Source organism: Pseudomonas sp. 14P_8.1_Bac3, assembly GCF_025466085.1.
Taxonomy (GTDB): Bacteria; Pseudomonadota; Gammaproteobacteria; order Pseudomonadales; family Pseudomonadaceae; genus Aquipseudomonas.
Genome location: NZ_JANLOD010000049.1, coordinates 340,922 through 358,215, shown reverse-complemented (window position 1 = coordinate 358,215; position 17,294 = coordinate 340,922). Strand labels below are relative to the sequence as shown.

Genomic DNA, 17,294 nt, shown 5'->3' with positions numbered 1-17,294 from the left:
TCGTGTAACGAAGGCATTCCACTCGCGTTCGCGGTGTGCATTTTACCGGAACGGTCCTACGCCAGATATCGACTTGTCTGACATCAGTAGCCATGCAAATCCACGCAAAGTCTTTGGTCTTGAAATAGACACAAGGAAATGTGGATGTTCAGCGCCCCTAAACCCGTCGTTTTTACCCTCGACATCGAAGGTTGTCCCCCCGACTTCCAGGTAGTCGAATTCCGCGCCAAGGAAGCGCTCAATCAACCCTATGAAGTCAAGCTCGAACTGGTCAGCGAACGCAGGGACATCGACCTTCATTCGCTACATCATCGTTGCGCTTTCCTGCGCTTTGGACCTGACGGCTCGGGCATTCACGGGCAGATCCATGACATCGCCGAAGGTGATTCAGGCAAGCGCCTGATTCGCTATCAGATGACGCTGGTGCCGCACCTCGCCTACCTTGCCCATTGCCACGACCAGCGTATTTTTCAGAACCTGAGCGTGCCGCAGATCATTGCCAGGGTTCTAAAGGATCAAGGCCTGCCCGCCGATACCTGGCGCTTTCAGCTCAGTGGCAAGTACCCGCCTCGGTTGTACTGTGTTCAGTACGAAACCGATTTGCACTTTGTTCAACGGTTGTGCGAGGAAGAAGGCTTGCACTTCCATTTCGAGCACAGCACCAGCGGGCACCTGCTGGTGTTCGGCGACGATCAAGCCAGCTTCTCCAGACCCGATCGGTCAACCGCGTACAGGCAACCCAGCGGCATGGTCGCGCAAGCACCAGTGGTTGACCAATTCACGCTGCAACTGCATACCCGCCCGACCCACGTCAGCCGTCGTGATTACGATTTCGAACAGCCGAGCGTGCATCTCCACTGCGAGTCTAAAAAACCGCTGCTGCCGCACCTTGAGGATTATGCGTTTCCGGGGCAATTCAACCATCGCGACCATGGCAGGCAACTGACCAATCGGGCGCTGGAAAGGCACCGTGCCGATTGCGAGGTTGCCAAGGGCCGCAGCGACCAATGCGCGATGCGCAGCGGTCATTTTTTTGAAATGACCGGGCACCCGCGGGCCGAGCACAACGACCTGTGGTTGTTGACGGCAGTCGAACATGTCGGCTTGCAGCCCCAGGTACTCGAAGAGGAGATGCCCCCCGCCGCAGCTGAAGAGGGTTTCAGCCAGGGCTACCGCAACCACTTCGTCGCGATACCGCAGGATGTGATGTTTCGACCGGCGCTCGAACATCCAAAACCGCGGATGACGGGCAACCACCCTGCTGTCGTCACGGGGCCTCCCGGCGAAGAGATTTATTGCGACAAGTTCGGTCGAGTCAAAGTGCGGCTGTTCTGGGACCGAAACGGACAGCACGACGAACATTCAAGTTGCTGGCTGCGTGTCGCCACCGACTGGGCACATGACCGTTACGGCAGCGTGAAAATTCCGCGTGTCGGGATGGAAGTGTGGGTCGGGTTCACCGATGGAGATCCGGACAAGCCCGTTGTCATAGCCTGCTTGCCCAACGCCTCGACCCCGCTGCCGCTGGATTTGCCTGCCGAGAAAACCCGCAGCGTCTTTCGCAGCCAAAGCATCCCCGGCGGTGGCGGTTACAACGAACTGCGCATCGAGGACAGAAAGGGCGCCGAGGAAATTGCCCTGCGTGCCCAGCGCGATTTCCGGCAGCACGTGCTGAACGATGAACACCTTCAAGTGGGCAACCAACGCAACGTCGTGGTTGGCAACACCTCCAGCCACGACCTGCGCGGCGAAGAACACCACGTGACCCACGGCAACCGCCTGACCGAACTCAAGCAGCATGATCACCTGCGGGTCCATGGCGATCGGCATATCAGCGTTGCCAATCAACGACTCAGTGCCTCTCAGCAGCTTCACTTCAGTGCCCTCCAAACCATCACCCTCGAGGGTGGAACGTACCTGGGATTAGCGGGTGGCGGGCAATGGCTGGTGATGGGGCCCGAGGGCATTTTCAGCAGCGTGCCGATTCTGCAGGGCGGTTCCCCGCCCGTGAACCTGCGAGCGGAGCCTGTGATGCCGGGCGACCGGCCGTTGCTGAAAGTCGATTTCGATGCGGCGCAGCAGCGCCGTGCATTGCTTTCAACGCGCACTTCGCGCTGTCTGATCTGTGAGGCCACGGCATGAATCTTTCGACCTCCCTGCCCGATGACCTGCCATGGAACAAGCAGCAGGCCTTTCTGTTGCTGGACGGCACCACCGTGACCGAATTGCCTGAGCGCCTGAAAGCACTCAGCCCTGGAACAAGCACCGTCGCGCTGTATGACTGTCCGCCATTCAATGCACTGCGTGACATCTCGCCGCTGCTGGTACCGATTCAGATACCTGACGAACCGATTTTTCAGTTCTACCTGCAACACGCGCACGAAGAATGGGGGGTGCTGCTGTTCAGTCACAAGGCTGTGCATGACGTCGCGGCACACCTGCGCAAGCTGCTGACGGTTGAGTTGCCCGAAGGCTTGCCGGTGGTCCTGCGTCTGGCCGATGCAGCGGTGGCGCAGGCGTTGTTTGGCAGCGGCGATCAGCGTCTTTTCGGCCCTGTTTCCTGCGTCGTGACACCCGACAACGTCAACGCACTATGGCAGCCTCACCAACCCCAACTACGGGAATGCCCGGAACTGCTCACGCCCTATCGTTTGAGCCCTCAGCTGAACGCCGCGCTGGACAACGTTGATCGACGCCGCGCATTGCTCGAACTCGATGCCCATCTGCTCACCTACTTCCCCGAACGTCATGACGGCGAAACCGTTGCAGAACGGTGGCCAATCCTCGAAAAACTGGCAACCGAGGCCAAGGGCCTGGGATTGAGCAGCCAGTCCGAGTTGCTCTATTACGCCAACCTCCAGGCGTGGCTGGACGGCACGGCGCCCGAACAACGCCGATCTATTACCCAATTGATTCATACCCCCTTCCTGCAAACACCCGCCGAGCGTGTGGCGCTCGCCGCTGATCGGGCCTGTCTAGCGGCCATGCACCGGAGTCGCCCATGACCCACCCTGCCAACCTCGCGGCCGCCGCCGCTTCCAAAACCGCCATCGGCTCACTCGGTGCCTGCCCGCTACGCAAAACCCATGTGCAACTGCTGCCGTTGCGCTATGGCCTGGTGGAAACGCCACTCGATCCGAGTGCGGCGCTGAAACTGCCCTATGCCCTGACGACTCGCCCCCTGGGCATTCGTTTGCTGCGCGATGGCTGGCTGTACATCATCGACAGCGTAAGCGGCGACCTGCATGAATACCGCGTGCTCAACGGCCTGCTCAATGCCTTGCTGCACAAAGGCAAACAGGTCGGCGGCGATCGCCGCACGCCCATCGAAGAGCGCCCGGCACTGGTATTTTCCAGGCGCAGCACCCTGTACGTGACCTTCGCCGAGGTGCAATGGACCGTGGCCAAATGCGCGCAGGTGCTCGACAGCCAGGAAGAACGCGAGCATTTCATGCAGCTCGTCGACCTCGGGCCGGTAAATGGCGCAACCGGTGGTGAGCATTTGCTGACGGTCGAGCAAGGCCAGCAGTGGTTGGCGGAGGTGGCAACGGGGCAAGTGCAACAGGGTCTCGCCGATCCGCACACGGCAACGTTGCCCACTGTGCACGTCAGCGACGCCCCGGAGCACGAGCGCGAAGCCTATTTATGGGAAACTCCGCGACGCTTTCGCGAGGCGCACATCGGCGAGCTCCTCGGGCAGGTGCGCAGGCCGTATCAGGACGACACGCTATTCCTCGTGGTGCAGGATGATCTCGGCGTGCTGCGCGATCTGGCCCACTACCAGGATATTGTGGTCGGCTGGCTCGATGACTGGAGCAATGCCGGCAACCATCAACGCGATTACTTGCTGGCCAGTTACATCGAGTCCCTGAGCCAGCTCAACGCCGAGGATATCGATCAGTTGGCCAAGGCCGACGATAACCCGGCCGTGGCGGCCCTGTTCGCCGATCTGGAACAATTGCCGGAACCGGATCGCGAACACACGCGCCAGGCTCTGCTGGATTATCTGAACAAGGGCGGCAAGGTCGAGCCCTCCGGCGTAGCGGTGCCGCCGGAACTGGAGGCATCGCGCGCCAGCGCCGTCGACCGGGCGCGAGAGCTGAACCGCTTCGACAGCCTCAGCCCAGATTTCACGGCCGAGAGCCGGGCCATCGAAGACGCAGACCGGCGTTACTACACCCGCGAACATTTCCAGGTCGCCCCCGCTGGATTCGTCAACCGTCATTTGCACTCGCTGATCGACCTTGGCCAGGGCCACAACCGGCGGATCAGCGAGGTGCTGGAAGGCTCCAGCTTCAGCGGCAAACGCGGGGTCAACGATCTCATCGACCGACCGGCGATGGACGAGGTGCTCGCGCGCCATCGCGACGACCTCGGACGCTGGAACCGGTTGCTCGATCGCATCACCGCCGACCGCACGATGCTGGTGTGTGCCGGCCGCTTCCATCGCTCGGCCTGGTACTACGACGCGCAGGATCCGGCGCAACGCGGCCAGGCGTTTACCACGGAATACGCCTGCCTCAAGGACATCTGCCGCAGTGATCACGCCAGCGAGCGCCTGCTCGGCTACCTGGAACAGCACCCGCAGCTGACCCGGCCGCTGTTCTACACCTTGGCGCATCGCCTGCAGCTGGAAAAAGCCGCGCAGTACACCGCAGTGTTCAACGCGGGCATGGGCCTGTTCAACAACCTGCCGCACTGGTTGGCCGAGCTGCAAAAAATCGAACAGCCGCACTTGCCCGCGCTCGACAGCTTGCCCGAGATCACCCGCTCCGTGGCCGATGCGGCCCAACACAGCTTCAGCCCCGCGCTCAATTTGGGCTTGAGCCGGGCGCTGGAAGGGTTCGATCTGATGGGTGAGAAAGTGCCCGATCTCGACCAACTGTTTCGTCATCTGCCCAAAGCCTTGCCGACCCGGATACTCGACGCGGCGAAAACTACCGGCGTGACGTTCACCGTCGCCAGCCCGGCAGAGCATGCCGCGCTGCAATCCAACCTCAAGGAAGTGCTCAGCGGACGCAGCTACCTGAAAACCCTGACCCGCGAACGCAATCGGATCACCCACAACAAGAACCGCCAGGGGCACAGGACGGCGCGGGCGGTGGAGTTGCAGGCTGAGATTGATCGGGTGCGCGGGCTATTGACCCTGATGGAAGATCGATTGGCCGGGGCGCTGAGCCCGATCGCGGAGGTGCCGGATCGATCATTGCGCCTGTCCGGGGCCGCACCGGCTCGGGCGGGGCTGACGTTGGTGTTTCCACCTGCGCAGCAGATGGAGGTGCTGAGTTTGTTGAAGCAGATTCGGTTTGGGGTTGAGGCGGTGCCCAATGCGAAGTTGATTCGGAGTGAGGGGATGGGGTTGTTGGTGTTTTTGGTGCAGGGGGTGAATCTGGTTTTGGTCATCAAAGAACTGACCAACCAATCCAAGAACAAGCGAACGTGGGCTCCCTTGGCGAACGCATTGGCTGCCACTGGAGCTACCGGGTTCACTGCGGCGCAGAGTTTAGCCAACACCGCTCTACAGGCGCGTAGCGATGAACTCGTCGCAGGACTTCAACATCATGCGTTGCAACATGTGCATGTGCAGATGGGGAAGATGCATGTTGGACTGGGTGTTTTCACCTATGGGTTCGGCCTAATCTCTTCAGTGATAAGTCTTAATACCCATCAGCAAAATTGGCAAACGGCGATTCGTAGTGGGGATCATTGGGCACAGGGTAGTGCAGCGTTGACCACATTGGGCGCCGCTGGCATGGCTACCGCTAACGCTTACGGTTTAAACCATACTGTCCGCTCTGCATTTAAAGTACTGGCGGCAGAGAGCGAGGCAGCACGAACCAGTGCTTGGGCCGCCGCAGGAACCCGTCTATCCATGGTGTTTTTTCGATTTAACCTGGCCGGCGCCTTGTTCACCGTGCTGGAACTCGGTGGCACCTGGCTCTTCAATCGTTACAACCTCAGCGCCCACGACAAATGGCTGAAAACCACGCCCTGGAGTCTGGATGCCGACAGCCGTGGCAACCACAGCTTGGATGCATACCAACATCATCTGAGCTTTTTACTCGACGCGCCGTACGTCCAACTCGGTCCGAACGAGCATGACTCGTGGCTGAAAAACCTGATGCTGAAAGCCAGACCGAGCGATATTCATCTGGTCCTGCCTCGGCTCAGCCTCAGTGATTTTCAGCCACCGCTCAGCGGTCAACCGGCTCATCGCCTGGGGATCGGTGCCCACCGTTTGACCGTTCCTGTCCAGAGCCGAGGTCTGCCGAAAGAACGCAAGCAGGTCATCAGTTATGAGGTGGTGGACAGCCTGCGCATCGTGCAAGCCGCGCCCGATCGGCTGGTGTTGTGCCTGCAGTATCCACTCGACCTGGATGCCGAATTTACCCCTGCCTCCGAAACACTGGAGTTGGTGGTCTGCGTACAGACCTTGAACGGCAATGGAGCGTGGGTATCGCGAACTGAGGTCATTCACCTCGACCCCCGTGGCGAAGGCCATTTCCCCGTGTTACCCCGCCAATCTGGCACCGAGCATCCCCCCATGTTTCTGGTTGAAACCCACTTGCTGGAGATGGCCGACCATGCCCACCAGGACTGATACCCCAATGCCCGTTCCGCCGCTTGAGCGATCCCGTAAAGCCGGAGATATCGAACCGTTTCCGAGTGGGAGAGTGACCTATCTGTCACCGTTGCCGTTGCCCACGGCGCTGCCGCCTCATGGGCCGCATATTGGAGAAATGAATGATGTGTTCATGGACTTTGGCTTGGGATTGCCGGAGATTTTTTCATGGCAGGTCATATTAGGCGGCCCACTTAGCGTTGCTTTTTCCGCTTCGTTTCTTCTCCCGCTAATTGGCGGCTTCTTGTTTTTTTTGTTCGGGATGGGGTGGGACGATATTACTCATGCTATTGACGGCGTTTTCCGTGAAATCTTTAAGCCAGCATTAATCTGCGGCGTTTTAATGCTCCTCATCGGCCTTGCCGCCTGGCAACACAACCACAATAAACGCCTCAGCATCATCCCCACCCGCTTCAACCGCCAACGCCGCGAAGTCTGCTTCATGCCCGAGGGTGCCACGGAGCCCGTCTTCGTCCCGTGGGAATCCCTCTCCGCCTGGGTCATCGAAGCCCAGGGCGTGACCCAATACGGCGTCCACCGCCAATACGGCATGGGCATCGGTTTCCAGCACGGCGAGACCCTGACCAGCGTCGAATTCCCCTGCTTCGGCCTGTCCCTCGCCATCGGCCACTGGGAAGCGATCCGCGGTTACATGGAATACGAAGTCAACAACCTCAAAGCCATCCAGGACCCGCAAGACCTGCAAGGCCCCGACGACCCGCCCCACGAAGGCCTGCACACCTTCCGCAACGCCCGGGCACGCGTTCATCAACAAATCCGAGACCGCCAGCGCAGTCGGCTGTCCGGTTTCTTCTGGTACCTGTACCACGTGATGACGCTGTGGACGATTCCCAACCACTTGACCGAATGGGAAATCCGCCGCCTTCAGAAAGTCGGCCCAAAACGCCTGCCGGAAGTGATGCAGCAGTGGTCCGAGCCGCTGCCAAAAGCACAATGGGCGAAACCGAGTGAAGAACTCGTGCGATTGAGCGCGCAGGTTCGCGCCTTGCACAAACGTCAGCCACGCCGGCCGATCACCGAAATTTTTGCCGAGGTGCAGCGCTTGAATCCGACCGACAAGCGTCGCGCGTAATCTGCTTTCTAGCCGTCCAGCTACCTCCAATCCACAAACAAAAGCCCTGTCCCACCTGAACGGGACAGCGCTTCCTGGCGGATGAACGGCCAAGGGCAAGCGGTGTTATCGCCTTAATGGATGACGCCATTACCCACTGCGAACGCCCTTCATCACGAAATCGCAGCGATCAACCTTGCACTAATTTGTCCGAGAGCCGTCCCGAAAACGTCATCTCCACCGGCCCGGTCAAAACTACCGGCCCCACGCCATCCCACTGAACCGTCACAGTCCCGCCGTCGCATTCAACCGCAACGGACTCATCCAGCAAGCCACGACGAATGCCATTAACCGCCGCGCCGCAGGAGCAGGAACCCGACCCCAGCGGAATGCCGCCCCCACGCTCCCAGATGCGCAACCGGATGTGCTTGCGGTCGATGATCTGGACGAAGTGGACGTTGGTTTTGCGGGGAAACAGCGGATGGATTTCAATGATCGGGCCGATGGTCGCAATATCGATCGCCGTGAGATCGTCCACAAAATAGGTGCAGTGTGGATTGCCCATGCTGCACGCCGCGGGGTCTCCCTCGAGAGGTAAAACGGCGGTGTCCAGCGCTCGGGCCAGGGGAATGTCCATCCAGCCGAAAAGCGGCGTTCCCATGCTGACCGAAATGTCGCCGGTGACGGTTCGTTCACAAGTGAGCAGGCCGCGGTTGGTCCGCAGCACAATCGATGTCGTATTGGATTCGCGCATCAGCATGTCCGCAGCGCCTCGCGTTGCGCTGCCGCATGCATCCAGCGACGAGCCATCGGCGTTCCAGAACGTCACGCGCGCGGCGGCGTCATCACAGTCGAGTAGCACCGCAAGTTGATTGAAGCCAACTCCACGGTTGCGATCCCCCATTCGCCGGGCCATGGCACTGGTGACGGGACTGGCTGAGTTTCGCGAATCCACAACGACGAAGTCGTCGCCATTAGCGTGCATCTTGTGAAAACTCAGGGGCATGAACAGATCCTGGCGCGACATGGGGTGAACCGCGATCTAGCCCCATTCAGGTGGTTTTTTCAAGCGCGCACCTAACGCTCGACTCGGCCCGCGACGCTGCAGATCAAGGGCAAAAACAGATCAGCGCGCCGTCACGACGGAAACAGATCCAGCGTGCGCTCCACCTCTTGAATATCGATTTTAAAACCATCGCCCTCGGGCGTACCCACCACGAAGCCGAAGTTCTGGTGGTCACGGTCCGTAAGGAATTTGTAGTAACTGACGAAGCGGTTCGGGGGTTGCAGGGCCAGCAACGACCCGCCCTCCCGCAGTACGTTGACACCGTGCACGAGCTGGCTGCCCTCGACCCCGATCACCACCTGCGCGCCGGCACAGGTCGCGACGATGGTCGGGACATCGTTTTTCAACGGATCGATGACGCGAAAGCCGCGGGTTTTGCGCAGGTGTTCGGCGACTTCGAGTTCGTTGCGCAGCAGACGCAAGTCACCATCGCCGCCGCGCAGAATGAACACGCCAGGGTGGGCGTCGTGGTTCACGTGGGACAGCAGTTTTTCGCCCATGGCGCGGTAACGCCGATGCCGACTCTCGTTGTTGCTGAAATCGTCGAACAGCACCAGCTCGCGAAAAAACGCGCCGTTCAAGCGAGCTGGCTTCATGCCGAACCAGTCCTCATAGGCCGGGCCTTGGGTAAAGATCGGAAACCTGGCGGAGGGTGCGGTGGTCACCGGGACGCCTTCGTCGCACGCCAACGCATAGGTCGGGCAGTCTTCCATCAGCCAGGTGCCGAACCAGGTATTGCCGTTCTGCGTGCAGTAGACGGCGGCGCGATCGATCTCGTGGTCCACGACGATGCGCGGGAATGTCACCGGTTTGAGCGACAACCAAAGACTGGCATTGTCCTTGTAGAGCGCCCCGTCGATCAGCCAGACATCCTTGAGCAGGTAACCCCGCGTCGGGCCTTGCACCACTTCGCCCAGTCCTTCCATGGTGCGTTGCGGATGCTCAAACGGAAAAAAACGCTTCGCCTCCCACCCCGTCACGCGGTCCATTTGACCGGGCAGGAAGAACGCCGGCGGCGAATAGGACGTCCCGCCCGGCGCCACATCCCAGCTTTTCACCGCGAGACTTTTCAGGTTGAGCTCTGCGTTGCGCGCGAACCTTTTTCGTGCCATGTAGCGATAGGCGGCCAGGGTCCATTGCTTTCGATTGCCAGCGGTCGCCGTGATGATTTCCGAGACATCGCTTTCCATGAAACGTCCTCCCGCGGGACACCAAGCACTAGCGTTATTTCATCCCTGGAAAATGGCTCAGCTGGAAGCAATCCGTTGCAAAGTGGGCATGACCTGCAAATTAGCGTAGCGGCCGCGCAAGGTTTCAAGAAACCGTTCGCCCGAGTTTTCGGCGCAATAGAGGTAAATCTTGTCCAGCCCGCCAAAGACCATTTCATGGTAACGGCGTGCCGCTTCCTCTTCTGTCGGTCCGTCCGGCAAGCCCAGGTGGAGGGTCAACTCCTTGCCTTCGAGGGCGAAGAGCGGCGTGTCCCAAAGGAATCGTGCGGTGCCGACCTTGGGCAGGCGGATAAACATGGAGGCGTGATTGCCCAGGGAATCGATGTCACCGCCGCGCCGTCTTTTCCACTTCAGCAGCCCATCGTCCGGCCGTGCCACGCAAAGGCCGATGTCGTAATAGTCGTAGCCATTTTCCAGCGCCCATTCGAGGGCCATGAAAGTGGTGATCGAATTGACCTCACGCAGCTTTTTCGCATCTGAAAAAACCGCCTCGGTATAACCGAAACGCAATGTGCTCCAGTAACGTTTACCGCCGCGGGTTATTTCGCAGCCAAGGTGGCAGGCCACCACTTCGTCATTCAGCGTGATCAGGTCCAGCCGGCCAACCGTCTTGGCGATCCTGAACACTTCCTCCGTGGCAAATTGCGCCGCGTGAATCCCTTGCCTGGCGTCGGCATAAGGACGAAGCATTTTCCGGTCCGCCCATTCGATTTCCTCATCCACCACGGTCTGGCGCATCTGGTAGAGCGGGCGGTTCTTGCGGATGCTGCGACGCAGCTCGCTGTCGTATCGGGCGGTGATGTCTTCGAGGGGACGCCCAAGCGGTACGACGGCGCTCAGATAGAGGGGCACATTCAAGGCGCCCGAGGTCGGGACTTCACTGACCAGGACCACATGGCTGCGCTCGGCAGGTTCCAGCCCGCCGTCGGTCGCAGGGACATGCTTGCCGCCGATGAGCAGCTTGGCCATCTCCCGCTGGTTCGCTCTTCCCACGTAAAGGAATTCGTGGGGACTTTCCGCTTGCAGCTTGAACCGGGAGATCTCCCAACGCCAAACGCACGCCCGATCGAGCATGCCACGCAAGCGCGTTGAAACACTTCGTAACTCATAACGCATGGACGGCGAGACGAATTTTCGAACAACTGTTGCCACGTTCTCTCTCATTTCTGCGTCATCCTTTGAGCATTATTTTGTCAGATCAGATACAAAGACCCGGCCGGCATTTCAACGATGGTGCTTAGGCGTTGATGTAAAAGACTTATTTTTTGTAGCGGTATTTTTACATTGAGTAACAGTTAAGATACAAAGCGGATACTTTGCAAGCAATATCAGGCGGGTTTCCGATGGAAATTTCCTACAGGTAAATGGTTCTCCCCCGGAACTCCGGAAAATGCAGAGCGCGGAACCTGTAGGAGCCAGCTTGTTGGCGACGTCTTCGAATTCGCCGCGGTGATTCAGGCAGCCCGCGTCATCGTTAACGACCATCGCCGGCAAGCCGGCTCCCACACGAAAACAGCGCCCACAAAAAAGCCCACTGACCGTCACCGGTTCAGTGGGCTTTTTCGTTGAGGCTTTGCTTACAGCGCCATGTCGCTCGCCGCATTAGCCTTCGGCGCCTTTGGCGCTTCTGCTGGAGCCGCCGCCGGGGCTGCTGCCTGACCTATCGCCGGTGGCGGAGTCAGTTGCAGGACCTTGGCGGTGTAGGCCCATTCTTCAGCCACTTTCTCAGGGCTGCCGTTCAGTTGAGTGCCGTAGCTCGGCACGATCTGGTGCAGCTTTTCCTGCCAGGCCGGGGTCGCGACCTTGTCCTTGAACACTTTCTGCAGCACGGTCAGCATGATCGGTGCAGCGGTCGAAGCGCCCGGCGATGCGCCCAGCAGACCGGCAATCGAACCGTCAGCCGACGCGACGATCTCGGTGCCCAGTTTCAACACGCCACCGGCCGCTTCGTCACGCTTGATGATTTGCACGCGCTGGCCGGCTTGCCACAGACGCCAGTCTTCGGCCTTGGCATTCGGGAAGTATTCTTTCAGGGCGTTGAGGCGGTCTTCATCCGACAGCATCAGCTGGCCGGCGAGGTATTCGACCAGCGGGTATTCCTTGATGCCAACCTTGGTCATTGGCCACACGTTGTGCGTGGTCGTGGTGGTCAGCAGGTCCAGGTACGAGCCTTCCTTGAGGAACTTGGTGCTGAAGGTCGCGAATGGGCCAAACAGAATAACGCGCTTGCCGTCCAGGACACGAGTGTCCAGGTGCGGAACCGACATCGGCGGTGCGCCAACCGAAGCTTTGCCGTAGGCCTTGGCCAGGTGCTGCTCGGCGATCGTCGGGTTCTCGGTGACGAGGAACGAGCCGCCGACCGGGAAGCCTGCGTATTCCTTGGCTTCAGGGATGCCGGATTTTTGCAGCAGGTGCAATGCACCACCGCCTGCGCCGATGAACACGAACTTGGCGTCGGTTTCGGTTTTAGTGCCGTCTTTCAGGTTCTTGTAGCTGACGCGCCAGGTGCCGTCATCGTTCCGGGTGATGTCCTGCACTTCGCTGGACAGCTTCAAGTCGAATTTAGGCGTGGTTTGCAGGTGCGCAACGAACTGGCGGGTGATTTCGCCGAAGTTCACGTCGGTGCCGATCGGGGTCCAGGTGGCCGCGATTTTCTGGTTCGGGTCACGCCCTTCCATCATCAGCGGAACCCACTTGGCGATCTGCGCCGGGTCTTCCGAGTACTGCATGCCGGCGAACAGCGGGCTCGCTTGCAGGGCTTCGTAGCGTTTTTTCAGGAACTTGATGTTGTCATCGCCCCACACGAAGCTCATGTGCGGTGTGGAATTGATGAACGAGCGCGGGTTCTTCAGCACGCCTTGCTGAACCTGCCAGGCCCAGAACTGACGGGAAATCTGGAACGCTTCGTTGATCTCAACGGCTTTCGGGATCGAGACTTTGCCGTTCTCGTCTTCCGGGGTGTAGTTCAATTCGGCCAGGGCGGAGTGACCGGTGCCGGCGTTGTTCCAGCCGTTGGAGCTTTCCAGGGCGACGCCATCGAGGCGCTCGATCATTTCCATGGAAGTCTCAGGCTCCAGCTCATTGAGCCAGACACCGAGGGTAGCGCTCATGATGCCGCCACCGATAAGCAGCACATCGACCTTCTTTGCCTCCGCCGCGTGAACGGACGTGATCCCCATCGACAAAGCCAGCCCCAGCAGGGCCGTGTTCATTTTTTTAAACATGTGTAGCACCTTTGATAAAACGCCATCCGCCCTTCAATCCTGATGAGGAACCCCTTGTTGCACGCGACATTCAGGCGATGTCGTGGGGGTCCCGTGCATAAGCATCGAAGGGAGGGCACGCAAGGTCGACGTGATCCATCGACCTCAGTTATATGTCCCTACTGAACTGACTTTTTATCTTTATTGGCTTCAGCTACTTGAGCGACAGTGATTCTGCTGGCGCGTCTCAACAACGCGCAAACCGAATTAGGTCAAACCAAGTTGGCGCGAAGAATATCATGACGCGGCGAACCCGCGCGTCTGTTCCAGACCTGATAGTCCGAACGCGTGCACCGGGGCCACTATACTCATCGTGATTTTTCGAAAAGCCGAAGAGGAACCGACATGAGCGACAAAGACGATTTGCGCAAGTATTCCTCTCAAGTGGTCGACGGCGTGGAACGCGCGCCCGGCCGCTCGATGCTGCGCGCCGTGGGCTTCACCGACGAGGACTTCAAGAAGCCGCAGATCGGCATCGCCTCGACCTGGGCCATGGTCACCCCGTGCAACATGCACATCGACAAACTGGCGATCGAGGCCGAGAAAGGTGCGAACGCCGCCGGGGCCAAGGGCGTCATTTTCAACACCATCACCATTTCCGACGGCATCGCCAACGGCACCGAAGGCATGAAGTATTCGCTGGTGTCGCGGGAGGTGATCGCCGATTCGATCGAGGTCGTCGCTGGTTGCGAAGGTTTTGATGGTTTGGTGACGGTCGGCGGCTGCGACAAGAACATGCCGGGTTGCCTGATCGGCATGGCGCGGCTGAACCGCCCCTCCATCTTCGTCTACGGCGGCACCATCCGCCCGGGCGCCGGCCATACCGACATCATTTCCGTGTTCGAAGCCGTGGGCCAGAACGCGCGCGGCGACATCAACGAAATCCAGGTCAAGCAGATCGAGGAAGTGGCGATTCCCGGTCCTGGCTCCTGCGGCGGCATGTACACCGCCAACACCATGGCCTCGGCCATTGAGGCGCTGGGCATGAGCCTGCCCGGTTCCAGTTCCCAGGACGCCGTTGGCGGCGACAAGGCCTCGGACAGTTTCCGCGCCGGCCAGCAGGTCATGGAGCTGCTGAAACTGGACCTCAAGCCGCGGGACATCATGACCCGCAAAGCCTTCGAAAACGCGATCCGCGTGGTGATCGCCCTCGCCGGCTCGACCAACGCGGTGCTGCACCTGCTGGCGATGGCCCATGCGGTGGACGTCGAGCTGACGCTGGACGACTTTGTCGAACTGGGCAAAATCTCACCGGTGGTGGCCGACCTGCGCCCCAGCGGCCAGTACATGATGAGCGAACTGGTCGCCATCGGCGGCATTCAACCGTTGATGAAGCGCATGCTGGCGGCCGGCATGTTGCACGGCGATGTCATGACGGTCACCGGCAAGACACTCGCGGAGAACCTGGAAAACGTGGCGGATTACCCCGAAGGTCAGGACGTGATCCTGCCTTTTGATCAGCCTGTCAAAAAGGATTCGCACCTGGTGGTACTGCGCGGCAACCTCGCGCCCACCGGCGCGGTGGCCAAGATCACCGGCAAGGAAGGCCTGCGCTTCGAGGGCACGGCGCGGGTCTATCACGGGGAAGAAGGTGCGCTGGCCGGCATTCTCAATGGCGAAGTGCAAGCAGGCGACGTGATCGTGATTCGCTACGAAGGCCCCAAGGGCGGCCCCGGCATGCGCGAGATGCTGTCGCCGACGTCGGCGGTGATGGGCAAAGGACTGGGCAAGGACGTGGCACTGATCACCGATGGGCGTTTTTCCGGGGGATCCCATGGGTTCGTGGTGGGGCACATCACGCCGGAAGCCTTCGAGGGCGGACCGATTGCCTTGATCGAAGATGGCGACACAATCACCATCGATGCCGAAACGCGGCAGATCACGGTCGCTGTGTCGGACGCCGAACTGACCGAGCGCAAGAGCCGCTGGGTGCGCCCGGAATCCAAGTACAAGCGCGGGGTGTTGGCGAAATACGCGAAGACGGTGTCCAGTGCTTCTGAAGGCGCTGTTACCGATAAATACCTTTGACCGGCGGTTTTGTGGTGCTTGATCTATCGCCTTCGCGAAGAGGCCTCAAAGAACAACGAAAACCTGACGCCCCACACCCGGCTCAAAGCCGAAACCGATCCACCGACTGCGACAGTTTCCCCGCCAACGCTGACAAATCATCCGTGGTCACAGCCGTCTGCCCGATCACCTTGCTGTTTCCCTCGGACATTCCTGCGAACATTTCCACCTGATGCGCGATTTGTGCTGGCGGCAGCGCTTTGTTGCTGGCTGCTGTCGGCGACTTCGTGGCAGCCATTGCTCAACTGCACGCTCATGCCGCTGACACCGTGGGCGTTGCTGCGCACCACTTCGATCATGCCGCGCAAGTCGCGCTGCATGGTCACCAGGCTACGGATCAGTGCACTGGCTTCGTCTTTGCGGCTGGGCTCGACAATCGGCTCGCTCAAGTTACCGTGAGCGATGCTCTCGGCGATGCGGCTCGCGGTCTGCAGCGGCGCCATGATGCTCAGAATGACCCAACGGCCCTGAATGAGCAGCAACAGGCTGGCGACCAACACAACGCCAAGCGTGAGGTTGGCATTGCTGATGGCGCGTTGCGTGCCGGCGCTGGTTTGTTGGGTGTCGGTTTCGATCAGCTCGCTGAGGGCGGCCATCTGCTCCTCCAGCTGGCTGAACGCAGTATTGAAGTTGCCCAGCTCTTTTTGCGCGTTATCCGGGTTTTCCAGGGCCAGGCCGACGATGCGTTCGGCGGCGCTGATGTAGGTATCGAGGCTGGGTTTGACCTTGTTCAGGCCAGCCTTGATGGTGTCATTGGGGTTTACGACACACGGTCGTCAGCCATGTGTTTGCCGTCCAGGATTTCTTGAAGAGTCAGCGCATTTGCCACGGCAAAACCGCCGGCGGTGTTGTCAAAAATGCACCAGCTGACGGCGCTTGTGTGCTCCGCGTTTCGCACCTGTCGTGCCAGTGCTTCCAGGCGTTGTTGATCATAGTCACTGTAATAAATCCGTGGAGAACCGTGCCAGCGCCAGTAGTGGATTCCCGGCCAACCACCGGTCCTGTCGCCACCAGCAATCGGCGATGGATCTGCGGCCACCCTGCCGACCTTCTGTTCGATCAACAGCGCCTCGGCGTCCAGCCAACTGGCATGCCGGGGTTCCAGCACCACCGTCCCGTTGAAACGCTCGCGCAACGCTGTAAAGAACGCCGCAGCAATCGATGCCTCGAACGCCAGCGACGGCGGCAACTGCACCAGAATGCATCCCAGCGAATCCCCAAGCCCCGTGCACTGGTCCAGAAACTCGTCGAGCAACACCTCGCAGCCCTGCAAGCGCTGAACATGGGTGATGAGCTTGGGCATCTTGACAGAAAAACGAAACGCGGCCGGCACCGACCTGGCCCAGCGCTCGTAGGTTTGCCGTCGATGCGGGCGATAAAACGAACTGTTGATTTCAACCGCCGTCAGTCGCGACGCGTACCGTTGCAAGTGAGTGCCGTCAGCCGCAAACCGTGGCCAGTTGTCCCGCGGCAGGTTCCACCCGGCGCAACCGACGTAGACCGGCTTCACCTCGTTCAATAGAGCACCCCGACGGCGTCGCGCATGAAAATCTCAACCGTCTTCGGCCCTACGCCGTCGAACTCGCGCAAGCGCTGTTCAAAGGCCTGGCGATCCTCGCTGGCGTCGCGGATGTGGCCAATCTTGCCGGCGTACTCGTCAGCGAGTTTTTTACCCAGCGCCAACAGGCGTGTGGCAGTGGTCTCGTCGTATCGCACGTAATGCGCTTCGCCCAACATCGCGACCAGCTCCCGGTGCGTGCAACTGCCTAACTTCCTCGCCGTGTCGCGACCGTGTTTTTCGACGATGACCCGGTAGGCCTGCGCGGCGATTTCGGCCTGGATGCGTTTGCCCATCAGGAAACTGGCGATAAACCATTTGAACAAGGCGCTCTCGTCATTCTTCTTGAAATGGATGCCGAGATCGTTGGCGGTGATCGTTTTGTTCATGAGGCGTCCCAATCCGGAATGTGATCCG

At 59.9% G+C, this 17,294-nt stretch carries 11 protein-coding genes and 1 pseudogene; 5 read left to right on the top strand and 7 right to left on the bottom strand.

The window, feature by feature from the left end; genetic code table 11:
• Window positions 1–144: 144 nt before the first annotated feature.
• The 4 genes from NTD84_RS15905 (at window position 145) to NTD84_RS15890 (ending at window position 7,715) form a co-directional block, all read left to right on the top strand.
• Window positions 145–2,142: a type VI secretion system tip protein VgrG gene (locus tag NTD84_RS15905; RefSeq protein ID WP_262167191.1), complete on the top strand. Its 1,998-nt coding sequence runs from the start codon at window positions 145–147 to the stop codon at window positions 2,140–2,142.
• Complete coding sequence (locus NTD84_RS15900) at window positions 2,139–3,005, top strand: DUF4123 domain-containing protein (RefSeq protein ID WP_262167189.1); 867 nt, start codon at window positions 2,139–2,141, stop codon at window positions 3,003–3,005. Before NTD84_RS15905 ends, NTD84_RS15900 begins: the two co-directional genes overlap by 4 nt.
• Window positions 3,002–6,601, top strand: coding sequence for a toxin VasX (locus tag NTD84_RS15895; RefSeq protein WP_262167187.1), 3,600 nt, complete (start codon window positions 3,002–3,004; stop codon window positions 6,599–6,601). Before NTD84_RS15900 ends, NTD84_RS15895 begins: the two co-directional genes overlap by 4 nt.
• A gap of 73 nt (window positions 6,602–6,674) precedes the next feature.
• Window positions 6,675–7,715: a SoxR reducing system RseC family protein gene (locus NTD84_RS15890; protein ID WP_262167185.1), complete on the top strand. Its 1,041-nt coding sequence runs from the start codon at window positions 6,675–6,677 to the stop codon at window positions 7,713–7,715.
• 169 nt (window positions 7,716–7,884) lie between these two features.
• Here the strand turns inward: NTD84_RS15890 and dapF are convergent, their stop codons facing one another.
• The 4 genes from dapF to mqo all read right to left on the bottom strand — a co-directional run bounded on the left by dapF (window position 7,885) and on the right by mqo (window position 13,213).
• Complete coding sequence (gene dapF / locus NTD84_RS15885) at window positions 7,885–8,700, bottom strand: diaminopimelate epimerase (protein WP_262167245.1); 816 nt, start codon at window positions 8,698–8,700, stop codon at window positions 7,885–7,887.
• Window positions 8,701–8,831: 131 nt separating this feature from the next.
• The gene (locus NTD84_RS15880) at window positions 8,832–9,950 is read right to left on the bottom strand and encodes a glycosyltransferase family 61 protein (RefSeq protein WP_262167184.1); all 1,119 of its coding nucleotides are present in this window, start codon (window positions 9,948–9,950) and stop codon (window positions 8,832–8,834) included.
• A gap of 57 nt (window positions 9,951–10,007) precedes the next feature.
• On the bottom strand, window positions 10,008–11,153 hold the full coding sequence (locus tag NTD84_RS15875; RefSeq protein ID WP_262167182.1) for a GNAT family N-acetyltransferase: 1,146 nt from the start codon (window positions 11,151–11,153) through the stop codon (window positions 10,008–10,010).
• A 413-nt stretch (window positions 11,154–11,566) separates the two neighbouring features.
• The gene (mqo, locus tag NTD84_RS15870) at window positions 11,567–13,213 is read right to left on the bottom strand and encodes a malate dehydrogenase (quinone) (RefSeq protein ID WP_262167180.1); all 1,647 of its coding nucleotides are present in this window, start codon (window positions 13,211–13,213) and stop codon (window positions 11,567–11,569) included.
• 384 nt (window positions 13,214–13,597) lie between these two features.
• On the opposite strand from mqo, the gene ilvD reads away from it, so the two are divergent.
• Complete coding sequence (gene ilvD / locus NTD84_RS15865; protein ID WP_262167178.1) at window positions 13,598–15,280, top strand: dihydroxy-acid dehydratase; 1,683 nt, start codon at window positions 13,598–13,600, stop codon at window positions 15,278–15,280.
• Window positions 15,281–15,465: 185 nt separating this feature from the next.
• Here ilvD and NTD84_RS15860 read toward each other — a convergent pair.
• The 3 genes and pseudogenes from NTD84_RS15860 to NTD84_RS15850 form a co-directional block, all read right to left on the bottom strand.
• Window positions 15,466–16,071: pseudogene (locus NTD84_RS15860) on the bottom strand (HAMP domain-containing protein); the annotation flags it as partial.
• Window positions 16,072–16,079: 8 nt separating this feature from the next.
• Window positions 16,080–16,838, bottom strand: coding sequence for a DUF72 domain-containing protein (locus tag NTD84_RS15855; protein ID WP_262167177.1), 759 nt, complete (start codon window positions 16,836–16,838; stop codon window positions 16,080–16,082).
• Window positions 16,835–17,266 carry a DNA methylase gene (locus NTD84_RS15850; RefSeq protein WP_262167176.1) on the bottom strand — a complete coding sequence of 144 codons (432 nt, stop codon included), beginning with the start codon at window positions 17,264–17,266 and terminating at the stop codon, window positions 16,835–16,837. The genes NTD84_RS15855 and NTD84_RS15850 overlap by 4 nt, the downstream gene beginning before the upstream one ends.
• Between the last annotated feature and the right edge of the window lie 28 nt (window positions 17,267–17,294).

What these genes read in the sequence shown, in the direction of transcription:
- NTD84_RS15880 (WP_262167184.1), bottom strand. Translation starts at nt 9,950, where the DNA reads ATGGAAAGCGATGTCTCGGAAATCATCACGGCGACCGCTGGCAATCGA.
- NTD84_RS15875 (WP_262167182.1), bottom strand. Translation starts at nt 11,153, where the DNA reads ATGAGAGAGAACGTGGCAACAGTTGTTCGAAAATTCGTCTCGCCGTCC.
- dapF (WP_262167245.1), bottom strand. Translation starts at nt 8,700, where the DNA reads ATGCCCCTGAGTTTTCACAAGATGCACGCTAATGGCGACGACTTCGTC.
- ilvD (WP_262167178.1), top strand. Translation starts at nt 13,598, where the DNA reads ATGAGCGACAAAGACGATTTGCGCAAGTATTCCTCTCAAGTGGTCGAC.
- NTD84_RS15850 (WP_262167176.1), bottom strand. Translation starts at nt 17,266, where the DNA reads ATGAACAAAACGATCACCGCCAACGATCTCGGCATCCATTTCAAGAAG.
- NTD84_RS15895 (WP_262167187.1), top strand. Translation starts at nt 3,002, where the DNA reads ATGACCCACCCTGCCAACCTCGCGGCCGCCGCCGCTTCCAAAACCGCC.
- NTD84_RS15905 (WP_262167191.1), top strand. Translation starts at nt 145, where the DNA reads ATGTTCAGCGCCCCTAAACCCGTCGTTTTTACCCTCGACATCGAAGGT.
- mqo (WP_262167180.1), bottom strand. Translation starts at nt 13,213, where the DNA reads ATGTTTAAAAAAATGAACACGGCCCTGCTGGGGCTGGCTTTGTCGATG.
- NTD84_RS15900 (WP_262167189.1), top strand. Translation starts at nt 2,139, where the DNA reads ATGAATCTTTCGACCTCCCTGCCCGATGACCTGCCATGGAACAAGCAG.